General features: G+C 68.2%; 14 protein-coding genes. 7 read left to right on the forward strand and 7 right to left on the reverse strand.

The annotated features are described in order from the left end of the window. Positions 1 to 16: 16 nt before the first annotated feature. Complete coding sequence (locus EDD41_RS12125) at positions 17 to 2,569, reverse strand: DEAD/DEAH box helicase (protein WP_123576075.1); 2,553 nt, start codon at positions 2,567 to 2,569, stop codon at positions 17 to 19. Positions 2,570 to 2,611: 42 nt separating this feature from the next. Between EDD41_RS12125 and EDD41_RS12130 the strand changes: the two genes are divergently transcribed. Continuing rightward, positions 2,612 to 3,430, forward strand: coding sequence for a cytochrome c biogenesis CcdA family protein (locus tag EDD41_RS12130; RefSeq protein WP_123576076.1), 819 nt, complete (start codon positions 2,612 to 2,614; stop codon positions 3,428 to 3,430). A 4-nt stretch (positions 3,431 to 3,434) separates the two neighbouring features. After that, positions 3,435 to 4,085 (forward strand): beta/alpha barrel domain-containing protein, encoded by a 651-nt coding sequence (locus EDD41_RS12135; RefSeq protein WP_123576077.1) that lies wholly within the window; start codon positions 3,435 to 3,437, stop codon positions 4,083 to 4,085. Between the two features lie 15 nt (positions 4,086 to 4,100). On the opposite strand, the gene EDD41_RS12140 is transcribed toward EDD41_RS12135, so the two are convergent. Together EDD41_RS12140 and EDD41_RS12145 are read right to left on the reverse strand one after the other, a co-directional pair. After that, positions 4,101 to 4,967, reverse strand: a complete 867-nt coding sequence (locus tag EDD41_RS12140; RefSeq protein ID WP_123577089.1) for a DsbA family protein — start codon at positions 4,965 to 4,967, stop codon at positions 4,101 to 4,103. A gap of 10 nt (positions 4,968 to 4,977) precedes the next feature. Further along, complete coding sequence (locus EDD41_RS12145) at positions 4,978 to 5,289, reverse strand: hypothetical protein (protein WP_123576078.1); 312 nt, start codon at positions 5,287 to 5,289, stop codon at positions 4,978 to 4,980. 203 nt (positions 5,290 to 5,492) lie between these two features. Between EDD41_RS12145 and EDD41_RS12150 the strand changes: the two genes are divergently transcribed. Further along, on the forward strand, positions 5,493 to 6,074 hold the full coding sequence (locus EDD41_RS12150; RefSeq protein WP_123576079.1) for a TetR/AcrR family transcriptional regulator: 582 nt from the start codon (positions 5,493 to 5,495) through the stop codon (positions 6,072 to 6,074). Positions 6,075 to 6,201: 127 nt separating this feature from the next. Beyond that, positions 6,202 to 7,440, forward strand: coding sequence for a VldE C-terminal domain-containing protein (locus tag EDD41_RS12155; RefSeq protein ID WP_123576080.1), 1,239 nt, complete (start codon positions 6,202 to 6,204; stop codon positions 7,438 to 7,440). 273 nt (positions 7,441 to 7,713) lie between these two features. Here EDD41_RS12155 and EDD41_RS16610 read toward each other — a convergent pair whose 3' ends face one another. Next, positions 7,714 to 8,070: a hypothetical protein gene (locus EDD41_RS16610; protein ID WP_148060552.1), complete on the reverse strand. Its 357-nt coding sequence runs from the start codon at positions 8,068 to 8,070 to the stop codon at positions 7,714 to 7,716. 82 nt (positions 8,071 to 8,152) lie between these two features. Between EDD41_RS16610 and pgi the strand changes: the two genes are divergently transcribed. The 3 genes from pgi to EDD41_RS12175 all read left to right on the forward strand — a co-directional run bounded on the left by pgi (position 8,153) and on the right by EDD41_RS12175 (position 13,725). Further along, complete coding sequence (gene pgi, locus EDD41_RS12165; protein ID WP_123576082.1) at positions 8,153 to 9,826, forward strand: glucose-6-phosphate isomerase; 1,674 nt, start codon at positions 8,153 to 8,155, stop codon at positions 9,824 to 9,826. A 246-nt stretch (positions 9,827 to 10,072) separates the two neighbouring features. Then, positions 10,073 to 13,027: a sucrose phosphorylase gene (locus tag EDD41_RS12170; protein WP_245995642.1), complete on the forward strand. Its 2,955-nt coding sequence runs from the start codon at positions 10,073 to 10,075 to the stop codon at positions 13,025 to 13,027. After that, positions 13,027 to 13,725, forward strand: coding sequence for a SanA/YdcF family protein (locus tag EDD41_RS12175; RefSeq protein ID WP_123576083.1), 699 nt, complete (start codon positions 13,027 to 13,029; stop codon positions 13,723 to 13,725). Before EDD41_RS12170 ends, EDD41_RS12175 begins: the two co-directional genes overlap by 1 nt. A gap of 114 nt (positions 13,726 to 13,839) precedes the next feature. On the opposite strand, the gene EDD41_RS12180 is transcribed toward EDD41_RS12175, so the two are convergent. The 3 genes from EDD41_RS12180 to EDD41_RS12190 all read right to left on the reverse strand — a co-directional run bounded on the left by EDD41_RS12180 (position 13,840) and on the right by EDD41_RS12190 (position 17,989). Continuing rightward, positions 13,840 to 15,246, reverse strand: coding sequence for a sugar transferase (locus EDD41_RS12180; protein ID WP_211336655.1), 1,407 nt, complete (start codon positions 15,244 to 15,246; stop codon positions 13,840 to 13,842). Positions 15,247 to 15,693: 447 nt separating this feature from the next. Next, complete coding sequence (locus tag EDD41_RS12185; protein WP_094765944.1) at positions 15,694 to 17,034, reverse strand: UDP-glucose dehydrogenase family protein; 1,341 nt, start codon at positions 17,032 to 17,034, stop codon at positions 15,694 to 15,696. A 133-nt stretch (positions 17,035 to 17,167) separates the two neighbouring features. Further along, on the reverse strand, positions 17,168 to 17,989 hold the full coding sequence (locus tag EDD41_RS12190) for an aldo/keto reductase (protein WP_123576084.1): 822 nt from the start codon (positions 17,987 to 17,989) through the stop codon (positions 17,168 to 17,170). Positions 17,990 to 17,994 lie beyond the last annotated feature (5 nt).

A 17,994-nucleotide genomic window follows, 5' to 3' on the forward strand; every position in this document is an offset into this window, starting at 1 on the left:
ACCGGGCCTGTCGAGGTCAGTCGATCCGGCTGAATCCCAGCACGTGCAGCACCAGCTCGCCGGCCTCGTCGCAGGCGTCCAGGTCGATCGAGGCCTGCAGCTGCCAGTCGTGGTCGTGGTCCGGGTCATCGATGATCTGCGCGACCCGCCAGGTCCTGGGCTGCCCCTTGCCGCCGAACTCCTCGATGCGCAGCATCTTCGGGCCGCGGGCGTCACCGTCCAGGCCCATGTCTTCGTGCTGGTCCCAGTACTGGCCCAGCGCCTCATCCCAGGCACCGGAATCCATCGCGTTGTCCGGGTCCCGGGCATCCAGCTCGGCCAACTCGTCAACCTTGTCGTAGGCCATCAACTCCACGTGGCGCCACATGGCATTGCGCACCAGCACCTTGAAGGCGCGGGCATTGCCGGTGACCGGGTGGCGCTTCTCGGCGGGGTGCGTGAGCGCCTTCAACCGGTCCTCCGGGTCCGCGTCGGGATCGGTGAGCGCCTCCCACTCGTCGAGCAGCGACGAGTCGGTGAGGCGGATCACCTCGCCCAGCCACTCCACCAGATCCGTCAGTTCCTCGGTGACGAAGCGCTCCGGCACGCTCTGCCGCAGGGCCCGGTAGGCATCGGACAGGTAGCGCAGCAGCAGGCCCTCGCTGCGTTGGATCTTGTAGTGCGCGACGTACTCGCCGAAGGTCATCGCCCGTTCGAACATGTCGCGCACGATGCTCTTGGGGCTCAGCTGGTTCTCCGTGATCCACGGGTGGGTGGGGCGGTAGGACTCGTAGGCGTGGTCCAGCAGCTCGGCCAGCGGCTTGGGCCACTCGACCTCCTCCAGCGCCTCCATCCGCTCCTCGTAGTCATAGCCGTCGGCCTTCATCTCGGCGACGGCCTCGCCACGGGCCTTGTACTGCTGCTGGATCAGCACGAACATCGGGTCCTCCAGCGTCGCCTCGATGATGCTCACCAGGTCCAGCACGTAGTCCGCGGAGTCGGGGTCCAGGAGTTCGAAGGCGGCCATCGCGAAGGCGCTCAGCGGCTGGTTCAGCGCGAAATTGTCCTGCAGGCTGTCCGCCAGCTCGTAACGGCGCCCCGACGGCTCCGGCGGATCCAGCCGGGTCACCACATCGGCCTGGATCAGGGAACGTCCCAGGGCGACGGCGCGGCGCTTCAGCTGCTTCTGGGTGCGCTCGTCCTTCACGGACTCCTCCACCAGGTGCACAACGGCCTGGGCCGTGTCCTGGTCGCGCTCGACGAGGTTCAGCAGCATGGCATTGGTGATCTTCATCCGGGCATGCAGCGTCTCCGGCACCGAGTCGATGAGCTTCTGGAAGCCCTCCTCGGTGTAGTTGATGAAGCCCTCCGGTGGCTTCTTGCGCTGCACCTTGCGCTGCTTCTTCACGTCGTCACCGGCCCTTGCCAGGTTCCGGGTGTTCTCCACGACGTGCTCGGGGGCCTGTGCGACGACGTAGCCGACGGTGTCGAAGCCGGCGCGCCCGGCCCGGCCGGCGATCTGGTGGAATTCGCGGCTGCGCAGGGTGCGCATCCGTCGTCCGTCGAACTTGGTCAGGGCGGTGAACAGGACGGTGCGGATCGGCACGTTGATCCCTACGCCAAGGGTGTCGGTGCCGCAGATCACCTTGAGCAGTCCCTGCTGGGCAAGGGTTTCCACCAGCCGTCGGTAGCGGGGGAGCATGCCGGCGTGGTGCACGCCGATGCCGGCCTTGACCAGCTTCTCCAGGGTCTTGCCGAAGCCGCCGGCGAAGCGGAAGTGGCCCATCGCCTCCACGATCCGGTGCCGGTCCTCGGTGCTGACCAGCTTCACGCTGAGCAGGGCCTGCGCCCGCTCCAGGGCGGCGGCCTGCGTCGAGTGCACGATGTAGACCGGCGCCTCGCCGTCGCGCACGATCTCCTCGACGGTCTCGTGGATGGGCGTCAGCGCCCAGCGGTAGACCAGCGGGACCGGCCGCACGGCGTCGGAGATCACCGCGGTCTCCCGGCCGCTGCGACGCGTCAGGTCGCGGCTCAGGTCCGTCACGTCGCCCAGCGTCGCGCTCATCAGGATCTGCTGCGCCTGCGGCAGCTCGGTGACGCCCACCTGCCAGGCCCAGCCGCGGTCGGGATCCGCGACGAAGTGGTACTCGTCCATCACCACCTGGGTGACGTCGGCGGTGCGGCCCTCGCGCAGGGCGATGTTGGCCAGGATCTCCGCCGTGCAGCAGATGATCGGTGCGTCCGCGTTCACCGAGGCGTCACCGGTGACCATGCCCACATTGGTGGCGCCGAAGACCTCGCACAGCGCGAAGAACTTCTCGCTCACCAGGGCCTTGATGGGCGCGGTGTAGAAACTGACCCCGTTGGTGGCCAAGGCGTGGAAGTGCGCTGCCAGGGCAATCAGGCTCTTGCCGGAGCCCGTCGGCGTCATCACGATGGCGTTGTTGCCGCTCAGGATCTCCAGGATCGCCTCCTCCTGGTGCGGGTAGAGCGTGATGCCGGTGGACGTCGCCCACGTGGTGAAGGCTTCGTAGATGGCGTCGGGGCCCGGGTTCGAGCCCAGGGTGGGCAACTGGTCGATGAGGCGCATGGTGGTCCCATCCTTCCACGCCCGACGGGTAGCCTTCGGGCCATGGGCCAGACCAGCTTCGCCGTCGCCTTCCTGGGCGGACTCGCCGCACTGTTCAGTCCGTGTGCTGCCATGCTGCTGCCCAGCTTCTTCGCCTTCGCCTTCACCCGCACGGGGACCATGGTGGGCCGCCTGTTGCTCTTCCTCGTCGGGCTGTTGGCCGCGATGGTCCCCCTGGGCCTGGCCGCGGGTTCCCTGGGGCAGGCGCTGCTGGCGGACACCGCGACCATGCTCCGCATCGGGGCGGTCCTGCTGCTGGTCCTCGGGCTGGTGACGGCCGCCGGTCTGAGCCTGCCGATGCCCGGACTGTCCCGCTCCGGCCGCGGGAACCCCGCCACACCCCTGGCGATCCTCGCCCTGGGCGCCAGTTACGGGCTGGCCAGCGGGTGCACCGGCCCCATCCTGGGATCGGTGCTCACTCTCGCAGCGATGGGTGGCAGCCCGGTGCTGGCCGGCGCGATGATGGCGGTCTACGCACTGGGCATGGCTCTTCCCCTGGTGCTTGTCAGCCTGTTGTGGGAGCGCCTGCGGCTGGGGGAGCGGAACTGGTTCAAGCCACGCCCCGTCACCCTCGGTCCGGTGCACACCACGCTGACCCAGCTTGTCAGCGGGATCGTCTTTGCCGCCCTGGGCCTCTTCCTGCTGGTCACCGGCGGTCAGGCCGGTGGCCTGCTGGATGCCACCACCCAGTACCGCTTGGAGAACCGGCTGGCCGCATGGGGACGGGCCGTGGGCAACATTCCGGTCCTGGTGCTGGTGGTGCTGCTGGTTGGTGGCCTGACCTGGCTGTGGCTGGCCGAACGCGAACGTGCGGCAAGATGAAGCCATGAGCACGCAGAGCCCGGATTCGCACACCCCGCTTCCGTCCCGGATGACCGACGGCAGGCTCGTCGCAACGCTGCCGGACCGGGCGATGCCGTCGCTGGTGGCCGCCGTGGAGGTGATGGTGCAGGAGGGTGTCGACGTCGTCAGCCTTCCCGTGGCGCAGGCAGAGCAGGTGGCCCGGCTGCGGGGCATCTTCGGCCCGCGGGCCTGTTTCGGCATCCATGACGTCGACGACGACGGCCAGCTGCGCGAGGCATTGGAGGCCGGTGCCGAGTTCGTGTCCCTGAGTGGCCCGGACCAGGAGCTGCTGGACCACTGTCACCAGGCGGGCATCCCGGCCCTCGTCGCGGCACTGACTCCCACGGAGATCCGGGGCGCGTGGCGGATGGGGCCCGCTGCGGTGGTGGTGGTCCCGGCAGAGGTGATGGGATCCGGCTATCCGGAGGCCGTGCTGCCGTTGGCTCCGGGCGCGGTGGTGACGGCACGCGGTGGGCTGGGCGCCTATGCCGCCCGGCGCTGGGCCGAGGCCGGGGCCGTGGCCCTGTGGCTCGACGAGGCACTGATCGGTGACGCCTTCAGGGGCGGGCCGCTCGGCAGTCTGCGGGAGCGTTGCCAGACCTTCCGGGCCGCCGTCGACGAGCCGCGGGACTGACCCTTCGACGAGTGCCTACTTCTTGCCGCCGTTGGACTCGATCACCTGGGCGAAGACCTCCGCCGGCTGGGCGCCGGACAGGGGTGTGGTGTTGACCACGAAGAAGGGGGTTCCACTGATTCCCAGGCTGCGGGCCTCGGTGTTGTCCTTGGCGACGGCCTCGCGGACGGCGGCGCTCTTGGAGTCCTTGGTGAACTTGGCGAGGTCCGGGACGCCGGCCTTCTTCGCGAAGGCCTGCAGGTCGGTGTCCTTGATCTCGGGGTGACCGTTGGTGGGCGCCGCTTGGTGCACTGCGTCGTAGAACTCCCAGTACTTGCCCTGCAGGCCGGCAGCCCGGGCCGCCAGGGACGCGTTCAGGGACTGGTCCCCGAAGAGCACCAGGTCACGGTGCTCGATGCGCAGGCTGCCGTTGTCGATGTAGGGCTGCAACTTCGGCCTGGTCTCGCGGGACCACACGGAGCAGAAGGGGCACCGGTAGTCCGACCACTCGATCATCACCACGGGTGCATCGACCCCACCCTGGGCGGTCGGGTCATTCGCGTCGCGTCGAGGCAGCTTCTTCATGGCCGCGACGGCCTCCGGGTTCTGCGACGGGGGCGCGACGCTGGCGGCCGGAGCGCTCGTGGCGCCCGCGGGCTGGGCGGAGGCCTGTGTACGCAGCCGCTTCAACTCGCTGCTCTGTGCCCCCAACATCGCCCCGAGGCCGAGGCACAGCGCGGTCAGCATCGCGACCAGTACCCACGGCAATTTCGGGGAGCCAGTGGAGGGCGCCGACGCGCTGCTGCCGTGCTGCCAGCCGGAACCGGCGGTGCTGCCGTCGGACGTCGTGGCGACGCCGTGCTGGCGGTCCTGGGGCGGCTGGGGTGCGGAGTGGCTGGCCATGACGCCCACCCTATCTGGGGGCTCCTTCGATGAACCGGTCAAAGGTCTCGTCCTCACGTTCCCGCAGGCTGGAGCTCGCCGCGCCGAGCCCGACCAGGGCACCCGTCCCGGCCAGGCCGGCGAGCCCGATCAGCAGCCCCCGTGGCAAGGGCGTGCGCTGGGCGGCGGGCAGCCGGTGGTCGGACGCCGGGAGGGGTGTGGGGGTGGGTGTGGGGGTTGGGTCAGCGGCCAGGGCGGTCGGTGCGAGACCGAGCAGCATGAGGGTCAGCAGGCCCACGGTGGCCAGGATGCGGTGGAAACCGTGGAAGGAGGCCTGGGTCATCGTCGTCGTGCTCCTGGGGTCGAGGCCGAGAGGTGTGGGTCAACCCTAGGCATCCGCCGGTCAAAGTCGCGGACGGCCGCGCCACGATGCAACACTGGATCGACTTCAGCTGTCGGCGCGGGGGCGTCGGGCGGATCGTGGCGTGCTTGGGAAGGCGTGGGCGGCCGGGCCAGGGCTGGGGTTGAACGTGGAGGATTCGGGGAATGACCAGGATGGCGCTGGCGGAACGCCGCCAGAAGTTGATCGAGGCGGCCCTGGCCGTGATCGGCCAGCAGGGCGTGTCTGCTGCAACCACGCGTGCGATCGCGTCGGAGGCCGAGATGCCGCTGGCCAGCTTCCATTACGCCTTCGAGTCCCATCAGGCCCTGATGTCCGAGGCCATGGAGGTGCTGGACAGGCTGGAACGGGAGCACTGTGAGGGGCTGGTCATCTCCGGGGCGACGCTCCCCGAGATGGTCACGGGCATGCTCGAGAACCACCTGGATGACCTCGTGGAGCGGCGTTCCGCCTACCTGAGCCGGTGGGAGTTGGCGGACCACGCCCTGCGCACTGACGCCATGCAGGAACGGCCGGCACAGTGGCGTCAACGCCGTCGCGAGCTCGTCGCCGGCAAGGTGGCGGCGCACCTGGCGTCCCACCCGGAGCTTGGAGGCCACGACGCGCGCGCCGTCACCGAGGCCATGTTGGTGATGTGCGACGGGATCGAGGCCCGCTACCTGGTCACGGCAGACGAGGCCGGGACTCGGCAGGCGATTGCGGCGTTGGCTTCGACCTTCACCCGCTGACGCGCTGGTGCGGCGGGGTGCGGGCGCGCCCCCTGGTGGCCGGTCGCTGAGAGCGTTTGGCTAATTCCTAAGAATTTCCTTACAGTTGTCTCAGGAATTGCCCAGCCACCAGTGAGGACAGATCGACGTGAGCGACCCGCGCCATGCCCAGCTCGACAGCGATGCCAACGCTACCGAGACGGATCCCGTGGTCGATGAACGCGTCGTCGAACAGGCCGAGCCCCTGGCTGTGACCGACGAGCTGCACTTCGAGGCCGAGCCCTTCTCCCTGCGTCGGGCTCTGGCGCCCCTGGCCCTGGTCGCCGGGCTCGCCGTCGCGGCCGGAGGCGCTGTGCTGCTGCCCAGCTCCGCGAACGAGGACGTGGTGGAGACCGCCACCACCACCATCACGAGCACCGAGTCGCCCGCGGCGGACGCCAAGGCGATCAGCCGCTCCACGGCGCGCCCGGCCGTTGCGACGCCGAAGCCGAGCGCATCCGTGCGTGCCAGCAGCCCCGCAGCCCGGCCCAGCACTCCCGCAGCCTCCGTCACGCCGACGAAGAAGGCCACGCCCAGCCGCACCGCGACACCCAGCGTGAGGCCTTCCGTCACCCCGTCCCGGTCGGCCAGTGCAAGCCCCTCGCCCACGACGACGGTCCCGGCGCTGGGGAAGATCACCGGGACCCGGTATGCCACCGCCACCGTCAATGTGCGTCAGGCGCCCGATCTCGAGGCCGACCGCATCGGCAGCCTGGTCGAGGGCGACGCGGTCAAGGTGACGGCGCTGCGTCAGGACGGGTGGCGTCAGGTCTCCCTCGACGGCAGGGCGGGATGGGTGCGTGCGGACTACCTGAGCCTCGCCAAGCCGAAGTCCACCGTGCGGGCCGCGACCTCCGAGGGAGCGGGGAGCTCCACCAAGAGGACCACTTCCGGCAAGCCGCAGAGCACGCAGTCCCCGAGGTCGCAGTCCTCGAGCAACCCGACCCAGAACAGGCAGACCTCCGGCGCGACGCGTCAGAGCGGCAGCGGCACGCGGAGCGGTACCTGTGCCTCGGATGCCGTGGAGTCAGGCCTGACCGCCAATGCCGTCAACGTGCACCGCGCCGTCTGTGGCAGCTTCCCGTCGATCACCAACTTCGGCGGGGCGCGCGGCAGCGACGACGCCCACGGCTCGGGCCGGGCGCTGGACATCATGGTCTCGGGCGAGACCGGCTGGCAGGTGGCCCGCTGGGCCCGTGCCAACGCGTCGAGCCTGGGGATCACCGAGGTGATCTACTCCCAGCAGATCTGGACCACGCAGCGTTCGAGCGAGGGATGGCGCTCCATGAGCGACCGCGGATCCGCCACCGCGAACCACTACGACCACGTGCACGTGACGGTGCGCTGAGGCCTCCGGCCGCCCCGTTCAGCGGTGGCGGATGCGCAGCTCGGGTGTGGCGCGGTCCGGCTCGTCCGGCGGCCGTGCGATAGGCGGCGTCGGATGCGGGCCGGGCGATGGTGCGGCCGAGGCAGTCCATTTCGTCGGGCTGCCAACCGGCCTCCCGCAGTTCCTGGGCGACCTCGTCCGGCAGGCTGTCCGTGGTGTGCAGCAGCAGGTCGTCCCCCTCGGCAGGGATGGCTGCCTGGAACCACACCTTCGGGTCGTCTGTCACCTGCACCGTCAGGTAGACGAGGTCCTCGGAGGGCGCAGGACGCTGGCGAGGCGATCGGTGAAGTCTTTCCAGGTCATGATGACCAGCTGGGCGCTCTCGAGGTAGTGCAGCACCCGAGGCTTGATCTCGGCCCCGTCGTCGGGGTGAGGCGCCGGGTCTCGTGGCGTGGCGGAGGATGAGTCGGACGCGGCCGCCGTTGGGAAGCATCCAGGTGATGGTGGGAGGCTGCGGCGGGTCTTTGTGGTGGGTTTGCCCAGCAGTTCGGTAAGCCGGGCGGCTTGTTCGGCGAAGGCGTCCTCAAGGGGCAGGACGGCCACGCCGTCGGGCCAGGTTCCCGGGCAGTATTCCACGCGCGCGGTCCGCACGAACGGACTGGGGTTCACGAGTGGACCGGCAATTGGTCTGGGGCCCCTGCGGGTGGCGGTGCAGCGCGTCTAGGGTGGAGTCATGCAGACTCCGGTTGATCCCACGTCCACGGCCGCCTGGGCCGAACTGACCAAGCTCCATGGGGGGTTCACCCCCGATCTCAAGGGCGCCTTCGCCTCCGATCCCGAGCGCGCCGCGCGCTTCACCTTCGACGCAGCCGACCTGCACGTCGACCTGTCCAAGAACTTCCTCGACGACGAGGTCCTCGCTGCCCTGGTCAAGCTCGCCGACGAGGTGAACATCCCCGAGCTCCGTGAGGCCATGTTCACCGGCGAGCACATCAATGTCACCGAGGACCGGGCCGTGCTGCACACCGCGCTGCGGCTGCCCATGGCGGAGGAGCTCACCGTCGACGGTCAGGACGTCGTCGCCGACGTGCACGAGGTGCTGGACAAGATCTACGCCTGGGCCGAGCAGATCCGCAGCGGCGAGTGGAAGGGCGTGACCGGCAAGCCGATCACCACCGTGGTCAACATCGGCATCGGCGGTTCCGACCTGGGCCCCGTCATGGTCTACGAGGCGCTCAAGCCCTACAAGACCGGCCCCGACGCCCGCTTCATCTCCAACATCGACCCCAATGACTGCGCGGAGAAGGTCGCTGACCTGGACCCCGAGCAGACCCTGTTCATCGTCGCCTCCAAGACCTTCACCACGCTGGAGACCCTCACCAATGCCCGGATGGCCCGCGACTGGCTGCTGGGCAAGCTCCAGGAGTCCGGCGCCATCGACGGTTCCGACGAGCAGGCCAAGGCTGCCATCGCCAAGCACTTCGTCGCCGTGTCCACCGCGCTCGACAAGGTGGAGGCCTTCGGGATCGACCCGAACAATGCCTTCGGCTTCTGGAACTGGGTGGGGGGCCGCTATTCGGTCAGCTCCGCCGTCGGCACCGCGGTGATCGTCGCCATCGGCAAGGAGAACTGGCAGGACTTCCTGGCCGGCATGCACGCCATGGACCTGCACTTCCGCGAGACCGAGGCCGAGCGCAATGTGCCGCTGCTGATGGGTCTGCTGAATGTCTGGTACACCAACTTCTTCAAGGCCGAGAGCCACGCCGTGCTGCCCTATGCGCAGTACCTGCACCGCTTCGCCGCCTACCTGCAGCAGCTCACCATGGAGTCCAATGGCAAGTCCGTGCGCTGGGACGGCACGCCGGTCACCACCGGCACCGGCGAGATCTTCTGGGGCGAGCCCGGCACCAATGGCCAGCACGCCTTCTACCAGCTGATCCACCAGGGCACGAAGCTCATCCCGGCAGACTTCATCGCCGTCGCCAACCCGGCGCACGCCACCAAGGACGGCGAGGTGGACGTGCACGAGCTCTTCCTGAGCAACTTCTTCGCCCAGACCGCGGCGCTGGCCTTCGGCAAGACCGCCGACGAGGTCCGCGCCGAGGGTACGGCCGAGCACATCGTCCCGGCCCGCGTCTTCGCCGGCAACAAGCCCACCACGTCGATCATGGCCCCGGCCCTGACCCCGGCCGTGGTCGGTCAGCTGATCGCGCTGTACGAGCACATCACCTTCGTGCAGGGCATCGTCTGGGGCATTGACTCCTTCGACCAGTGGGGCGTCGAACTGGGCAAGCAGCTCGCCATGAAGATCGCCCCCGCCGTCCAGGGCGACGAGGAGGCCAAGAAGCAGCAGGACGCCTCCACCCAGGCCCTGATCGACTACTACTTGGCCAAGCGCGAGAAGTAACCACGGCCCCCGCGCTTGTCGAGGGGTCCCTGCGCCCCGTCCTCCACCTGGAGGACGGGGCGCCGTCGTGTCCCCGGGCCCCGTACAAGCCACGTACCATGGGGTGCGCTCCCGGAACTGCGGGAGCCCGTCGATGGCCCGCCGCTGCCGCTCAAAAGGCGCCCCTACCTTGGCTGACTGCCCTGATCATCCCCTGTTGATCTTCCTTCCCCGCTGGGAATACCAGTGCTGTGGTGACCCCTTCGTGTGGGCGACGAGGTTCCGCTCTGCCTGCTGCCCATCTCGCCGGACCGGGTCTGGGCTCGTCGTCTTCCCACCCCCTTCGAATGGATCGGGGCGCGCCACGGGCCTTCCCAGGAGGCTGGGCGGCACGTCTTGGCGCAGGTCTTCCGCCTCTGGGAGGCCTTCGCCGACGCGGAGTACGTCGGCGGTGAGTGGCGGCTGGCCCCGTCGTCGGGCAGTCTGCGGCCCATCCTCGTGATGGACCCCCACAGGGAGACCTGGGAGGGACACCCGGTGAGGGCGCAAGAGGGCCTCCCCAAGACCAGCAGCTGGCTAGGCTGGTGGCCACAGCACCACAGAACGGGGATCCTCATGACCGCCGCCGGCTTCAGCCTGCCCACCATCACCGACGCCTCCACCATTCCCACCGGGGACATGCCCGGTGACAAGGTGCAGATCGGGCAGGACCACCTGTCCAAGGCAGCCACCATCTTCCCCGTCCTGTGGCCGCAGCTGCAGGAGGTCCTCGCCGCGTCGCCGCACCGTCGCGCCATCATCTCCGTGCACGGGGGTTCCGGCGTCGGCAAGTCCGAGACCGCCTCGGTGCTCGCCGCCTTCCTGCGCCACAACGGCCTGGGCGCCTATGTGATGAGCGGCGACAACTATCCCCGTCGCATCCCGCGTGACAACGACGCCGAGCGCCTGCGCACCTTCCGCAGCGAGGGACTCAAGGCCCTGGTGGCCTCCGGCGGCTACGACGAGGGCGTGAAGGCGACGCTGGCCGAGCTGCAGGCCGCGGACCGCGATGCCGATCCCGCTGTGTGCGTCGAGCACCCGTGGCTGGCCGCCTACCAGGCCGGTGGGGCGGTTGCCCTGGAGCGGTACCTGGGCAGCCCGCAGGAGATCGACTTCGACGAGGTCAGTGCCATCCTCGCCGCCTTCCACGACGGCGCCGAGACGCTGCGACTGAAGCGGATGGGTCGTGAGCTGGACGAGCTCTGGTATGCCGACGTCGACATGCGCGATGTCCAGGTGCTGGTCATCGAGTGGACCCACGGCAATTCCGGGAACCTGCGCGGCGTCGACATCCCGATCCTGCTGAACTCCACCCCGGAGGAGACGCTGGCCCACCGTCGCTCCCGGGCCCGCGACGGCGCCACCGACAGCCCCTTCACCACCATGGTGCTGGGCATCGAGCAGGCCCACCTCCACGAGCAGGCGCACCGGGCCAAGATCATCGTCAACAAGGCCGGGCAGATCATCAGCCACGCGGACTACCTGAAGAGCATGGGGGCTGACCTGCCTGAGCCCGGTGCCATGATCAACTTCTACCCGGACAGCATGGGCGGCAGCCTGGGCGACGAGGTGGACTTCCTCACCTCACCCGAGGTGGCCGGTGCCTTCACCAGCGCCTACGTGCTCCCCAGCATCTTCAACACCGACCTCGACCGCGGCTTCTCCGTGATCGACTACGACCTGTCCACCACCTACACCCGTCCCGGTGACCTGGAGGCGCTGCGCGCGGCCGGCATCAAGCTGAAGTTCGACTTCATCCTCAACCACGCCTCCGTGCTCAGCCCGCAGTTCCAGGACCTGCTCGCCAAGGGCGCGCGCAGTGAGTACGCCGACTTCTTCATCGACTGGAATGCCTTCTGGGAAGGGCATGGCGAGATGACCCCCGAGGGGTACGTCCAGCCCGACGCAGAGCTTGTCAAGGACATGTTCTTCCGCAAGCCGGGCCTGCCGATCCTGATGGTCCGGATGCCCGACGGTACGGAGAAGCCCTACTGGAACACCTTCTACCAGGAGGTTCGCTACACCGCTCCGGATGCGCAGACGCTGATGGAGGTGGCCGGGCTGCAGTACCAGACCGCGGTGCGGCTGGCCGAGAGCATCAAGGGAGCCCTAGACGAAGGGATGACCCCGTCGGAGATGGCATTTGATCTTGGTGCCGATGTTGATCTTGAGCAGTGGAATGCGGTCGTCGAGCACCTCGAGGCCGGCCGACGCTACCTGGGCCAGATGGACCTCAACATCAAGAGCGACCTGGTCTGGGACTTCTACGCCGACGTGCTGGACAAGCTGTCGGGCTACGGGGCGGAGATCGTGCGGCTGGACGCCTTCGCCTATGCCCCCAAGGAGCCGGGCGAGAAGAACTTCCTCAATGATCCCGGCACCTGGGATCTGCTGGACCAGGTCAACCAGCTGGCCACCGAGCGCGGCCTCAAGCTGCTGCCGGAGATCCACTCCCGCTATGAGGAGAAGATCCACGAGCTGATCAGCTCCAAGGGCTACCTCACCTACGACTTCTTCCTGCCCGGCCTGGTGATCGACGCCTTCGAGAGCAAGGACGCCGGCCACCTCAAGGCCTGGATTGCAGACATCCTGGCCAAGCAGCTGCGCACCGTGAACATGCTCGGCTGTCACGACGGCATCCCGCTGCTCGACCTCAAGGGCCTGCTCTCCGATGAGCAGATCGACGCCCTGATCGAGACCGTGAAGGGGCGCGGCGGCTACGTGAAGGACCTGCACGGCGAGAAGAAGATGTACTACCAGGTCAACGCCACCTACTACTCGGCACTGGGGGAGAGCGACGACGCGATGCTGCTGGCACGCGCCATCCAGCTCTTCATGCCCGGCAAGCCGCAGGTCTGGTACCTGGACCTGTTCGGTGGGCGCAATGACCATGCCGCCGTCGAGCGTGCCGGCGCCGGCGGCCACAAGGAGATCAACCGCACCAACCTGACCGTCGACGAGCTGCGCGACGGGCTGGCGACGCCGCTGGTGCAGCGCCAGCTCGAACTGCTCCGCTTCCGCAACAGCTTCGGCGCCTTCGGCTGGGATGCCGAGTGCACCGTCGCCGAGACACCCGCCAGCCAGCTGCAGATCACCTGGCGCAAGGGCGAGCACGTCGCGGAGCTGGTGGCAGACCTGGCCAGCAAGCAGTTCACGATCACCGCGGACGGCCAGGCAGTCTGATGCACCGGCCCGGCTGGAAGACCCTCACCGCAGTGGCCGTCGGCGCCGTGATCGTCGGCGTTGGGGCGCCACTGGCTGTCACGAGTGTCGGTTCGGCCGGGCGGGTGCACACCGTCGACGAGTTCGCAGAGCAGGGCAACGCCGCCGACGTGGCCGTGGTGCTGGGGGCGCAGGTGTATCCCGACGGCCGCCCGTCGCGCTATCTGCGTGCTCGGCTGGACCGGGCGGTGGAGTTGCAGCGTCGCGGCCTGGTGAAGGTGATCCTGGTCAGCGGCGACAACAGCACCAGCCACTACGACGAGCCCACCGCCATGAAGCGATATCTGGTGGAAGCAGGCATGCCCGAGGGCAAGGTGGTCATCGACTACGCCGGCTTCGACACCTATGACACCTGCGTGCGGGCCAAGCGCATCTTCGGCCTCGAGCGAGTGGTCCTGGTGAGCCAGGGCTACCACCTGCCCCGCGCGGTGACGACCTGCCGCATGGTGGGCGTCGACGCCGTGGGAGTGGGCGACTGGAGCGTGCAGCGGATCGGGCCCATGGATGGGGTTCCCGTGCTCTGGCGGCTGGGCTGGAGCCGTTTCGCCGGCCGCGAGCTGCCCGCCAACGTCAAGATGCTGTGGGACGTGGCGTCTCGTCGCACCCCGACCCTGGGGGAGCCTGAGACCGGCGTGAGCGACGCCCTGGCCAGCTCCTGACCCCGGGCGCGGGGCCACCAGGGCGATCCGACGGAGAACGAACCACGCCGCCACCCCGAAGGGTGACGGCGTGTCCAGTTGGGTGGAGCTGGTTCGTGGGGGAGGGGCTGAAGGTCAGTAGGCCCCGTCGGAGGCGAAGACGGCCTTGACCGTCATCGCGAGGATGGAGAGGTCCTGCGTCATGGACCAGTTGTCCACGTAGTAGAGGTCCAGGCGGACGGTGTCGTCCCAGCTCAGGTTCGAGCGGCCGGAGACCTGCCACAGGCCCGTCATGCCGGGGCGCACCCCGAGGCGACGGTTGACGTGCGGCGCGTACATGGCCACCTCCTTGGGGAGGGCGGGGCGCGGACCGATCAGCGACATGTCGCCGCGCACCACATTCCACAGCTGCGGCAGCTCGTCGATGGAGTAGCGACGGATGAAGTGGCCGATCTTGGTGATGCGCGGGTCGTTCTCCATCTTGAACATCACCGCATTGGGGCCTTCGTTCTGCAGGCTCGTGAGGATCTCCTCGGCATTGGTCACCATCGAACGGAACTTCAGGCACTCGAAGTGCTCGCCGTTCTTGCCGACGCGGACCTGCTTGAAGATGACGGGGCCGTGGTCATCGAGCCAGATGCCGATGGCCGTGGCAATCATGATGGGGCTGATCGCAATCAGGATCAGCGACGCGAAGATGATGTCGAACAGGCGCTTGGCCCAGCGGCCGGCCTGCTGTGTGGTGGGTGGCTCGACGAGGACCAGCGGGATGCCGGCGACGGGGCGCACCTGGATGCGCTGGCTGGCGACGTCGGTGAGTGCCGGCGCCACCACCATCTGTGCGTGGTGGGATTCCAGCGCCCACGCCATCCGTCGGAAGTTCCGGGAGGAAGGGAAGGAGCCATCGGCGAAGATCACGATGTCGATGTCGCGGGCATCAACCACCTCGAGGGCGTCCTCGACGGTGCCCAGGACCGGCAGGTCCAGGTCTCCGCGGGCCGTGCCCTCGGGCAACAGGGCGCCGACGACGTAGTAGCCCAGCCAGGTCTCGCGCTGGGCGACGGCCAGGATCTCCTTGATGTTCTGCGGATTGCCGGCCAGGATGACGCGACGGGTGAGCCAGTTGCGGCGCCGCAGGATGTGGATCACCCGTCGGGCCATCCAGCGGGTGAGGACCAGCAGTGGGGTGCCCACCGCGAAGAGCAGGATGTAGAAGCCGCGCGAGAGGTCGAACCGGGTCAGGTAGCAGCAGATGCCGATGAAGGCGGCCGCCATCAGGCTCGAGTGCATGGTGCGGGCATACTCATCGGTGCCTGCGCCCAGGTTCTTGTCCGAATAGGCGCCGACGCTGTAGAGGCAGGCCAGCCAGATCACGACGGCCAGTGGCCACAGCTTGGAGACGCTGTAGTTGACGTGCACGGGATCCTGGAATCCCGGGACGATATTGCGGAAGGCCAGGGCGATCAGCGTCGCGAGCAGCACGGTCAGTGCATCGACGGCAACCAGGATCCACGGGGCAACGACCCGTGACCGGTGCGTCACGCGACGCGGAATCCGTAGCCTGCTAGGGCTGACGTTGTTCTTCAAAAGCATTGCTCCACCCCTGGAGACGGGTGGGTGTCGAAGGACTCCAGCCGTGGTGCGGGCCAGCGTTCTTTGACTCCCCCGAGTTCAAATCACGTCCTGGATCAGGATGCCCCTGCCAGGTGCATGTCGGGTGTGCACTCGCGTTCCTGCGCGCTCCCCCCCGAGACGCACCCTGAACTCTACCGGGCATGCCGTCCTTCCGCAGGTCCACGCAAACACGGCCTCCGCCACCTGGTATGCCCCTTGTGGGAGAGATACCTAGTCAGAGATACCTAGTCAAAGCAGATTATGAAATCCGTCATAACGACTCAGTCGTTGATGCGTCAACTCGCCGTCGGCTCAGGGACTTCACAGCATGTCGGTCGGTTGTCTGGAAACCTTTACCGTCCGGGCGGCAAACATTCACCAGGTGGAGACGCCGCGTCCCATGCCTTGGTAGTGCCAGCCCGCCTGCTGCCAGGCCTTGGGGTCGAGGACATTGCGTCCGTCGATGATGTGGGCCTCACGAACCCGGGGGCGCATCTCCTCGGGGTCGAGCTCGGTGAAGTGCTTCCATTCGGTGAGCACCATCACGACGTCGGCGTTCTTCACTGCCTGCTCGACGGTGTCGACGACGTGCAGGTCCGGCCGGGCCCTGCGCAACGCGTCGCCGGCGGCGGGGTCGGTGATCACGACGTCCGCGCCGCGTGCCCACAGGCGGGTGGCGATGTCCAGGGCCGGGGAGTCACGCAGGTCGTCGCTGTCCGGCTTGAAGGCCGCGCCCAGCACCGCGACCTTGCGGCCCACCAGGCGTCCGCCGAACAGGTCGGCTGCCATGTCGACGGCGGTCTCCCGGCGGCGCAGGTTGATGGCGTCCACCTCGCGCAGGAAGGTCAGGGCCTGGTCGACGCCGAGTTCGCCGGCGCGGGCCATGAAGGCGCGGATGTCCTTGGGCAGGCAGCCGCCGCCGAAGCCGATGCCGGCGCGCAGGAACTTCTTGCCGATCCGGTCGTCGTGGCCGATGGCCTCGGCGAGCTTGGTGACGTCGGCGCCGGTGGCGTCGCACAGTTCGGCCATGGCATTGATGAAGCTGATCTTGGTGGCCAGGAAGGAGTTCGCGGCCACCTTGACCAGTTCGGCGGTGGGGTAGTTGGTCAACAGTCGGGGAATGTCCTCGGACAGCAGCTGGGCGTAGCACTCGTCGAGGATGTCGCGCAGCTGGGCGCCGACCTCGCGGTCCTCGGGCAGGCCGTAGACGATCCGGTCCGGGTGCAGGGTGTCCTGGACGGCGAAGCCCTCGCGCAGGAATTCGGGATTCCAGGCCACGGCGATGTCCTTGCCGGAGGCAGCGCAGCGTCCGGCGATGCGTTCGGCGGTGCCGACCGGGACGGTGGACTTTCCGGCGATCAGCACGGGACGCTCACCCTGCGGGTGGGCGTGGGTGAGGACTGTTTCGATGGCCGCGTCGACATAGGTCATGTCCGCGGCATAGCGGCCCTGCATCTGGGGAGTGCCGACGCCGATGAAGTGGATCTGGCAGTCGGCGATCTCGGTGGGGTCGGTGGTGAAGCGCAGGCGTCCGGACTCCACATTGCGGGCGAGTACCTCGGGGAAGCCGGGTTCGTGGAAGGGGCTCTCGCCGCGGGCGAGTTTGTCGACCTTGCCCTGGTCGACGTCGAGGCCGATCACCTCGTGGCCGAGCTCGGCCATGCACGCAGCGTGCACGGCACCCAGGTATCCGCAACCAATCGTGGACAGACGCATGGAGACACCCTAGCCACGCACGGTTGCCGGACGGTGAACTGCTGGGGTGCGTCGTGGTGCGTCCCGGCCAGGACGGCGACGGCCGCGCCCCCGCATGGGGGACGCGGCCGTCGACGCGGGACTACCGGATGGCTCAGAAATCGGCCTCGGCGGGGTTGGCGCCCAGGCGGTTGTCCGAGGGGATCGTGGCGATCGCCTCCATGTCGGCGTCGGTGAGCTCGAAGCGGAAGACGTCGAAATTGCTCTCGATGCGTTCCGGGGTCACGGACTTGGGGATCACCACATTGCCCAGCTGAAGGTGCCAGCGAATGATCACCTGGGCGGGGGTGGCCAGGTGCTTCTCGGCGATCTTGGTGATGACCTCGTGCTGCAGGTCCTTCGCCTGGCCCAGGGGGCTCCACGCCTCGGTGAGGATGCCACGCTCTGCGTGCACGGCGCGCAGGTCTGCCTGCTGCCAGGTGGGGTGCAGCTCCACCTGGTTGATCACCGGCGTCTCGCCGTTCAGCTTGTCCAGGTGCTCGACGTTGTGGTTGCTGACACCGATGCTCGTCGCCAGCCCCTCGGCCTTGAACTGCTGCATGGTGTCCCACGCCTCGATGAAGGCGTCGCCGTACTTCACGGTGGCGGGCCAGTGGATCAGGTAGAGGTCCACGTGGTCCAGGCCCAGCTTCTCCAGGCTGGTCTCGATCGCCTTGCGCGCATCGTCGGCCTTGTGGGCGTCATTCCACAGCTTGGTGGTGATGAAGAGCTCCTCACGGGCGATGCCGGAGTCCTTGATGGCCTTGCCGACGCCTTCCTCGTTGCCGTAGATGGCGGCGGTGTCGATGTGGCGGTAGCCCACCTCCAGGGCCTTCGCGACGGCGGGGGTGGCCTGCTCGTTCTCCACCTGCCAGACGCCGAAGCCCAGCTGCGGGATCTTCTTGCCGTCGTGGAATTCAAGTTTGGGAACGGTCACGGTTC

The sequence above is a fragment of the Luteococcus japonicus genome (assembly GCF_003752415.1).
GTDB lineage: Bacteria > Actinomycetota > Actinomycetes > Propionibacteriales > Propionibacteriaceae > Luteococcus > Luteococcus japonicus.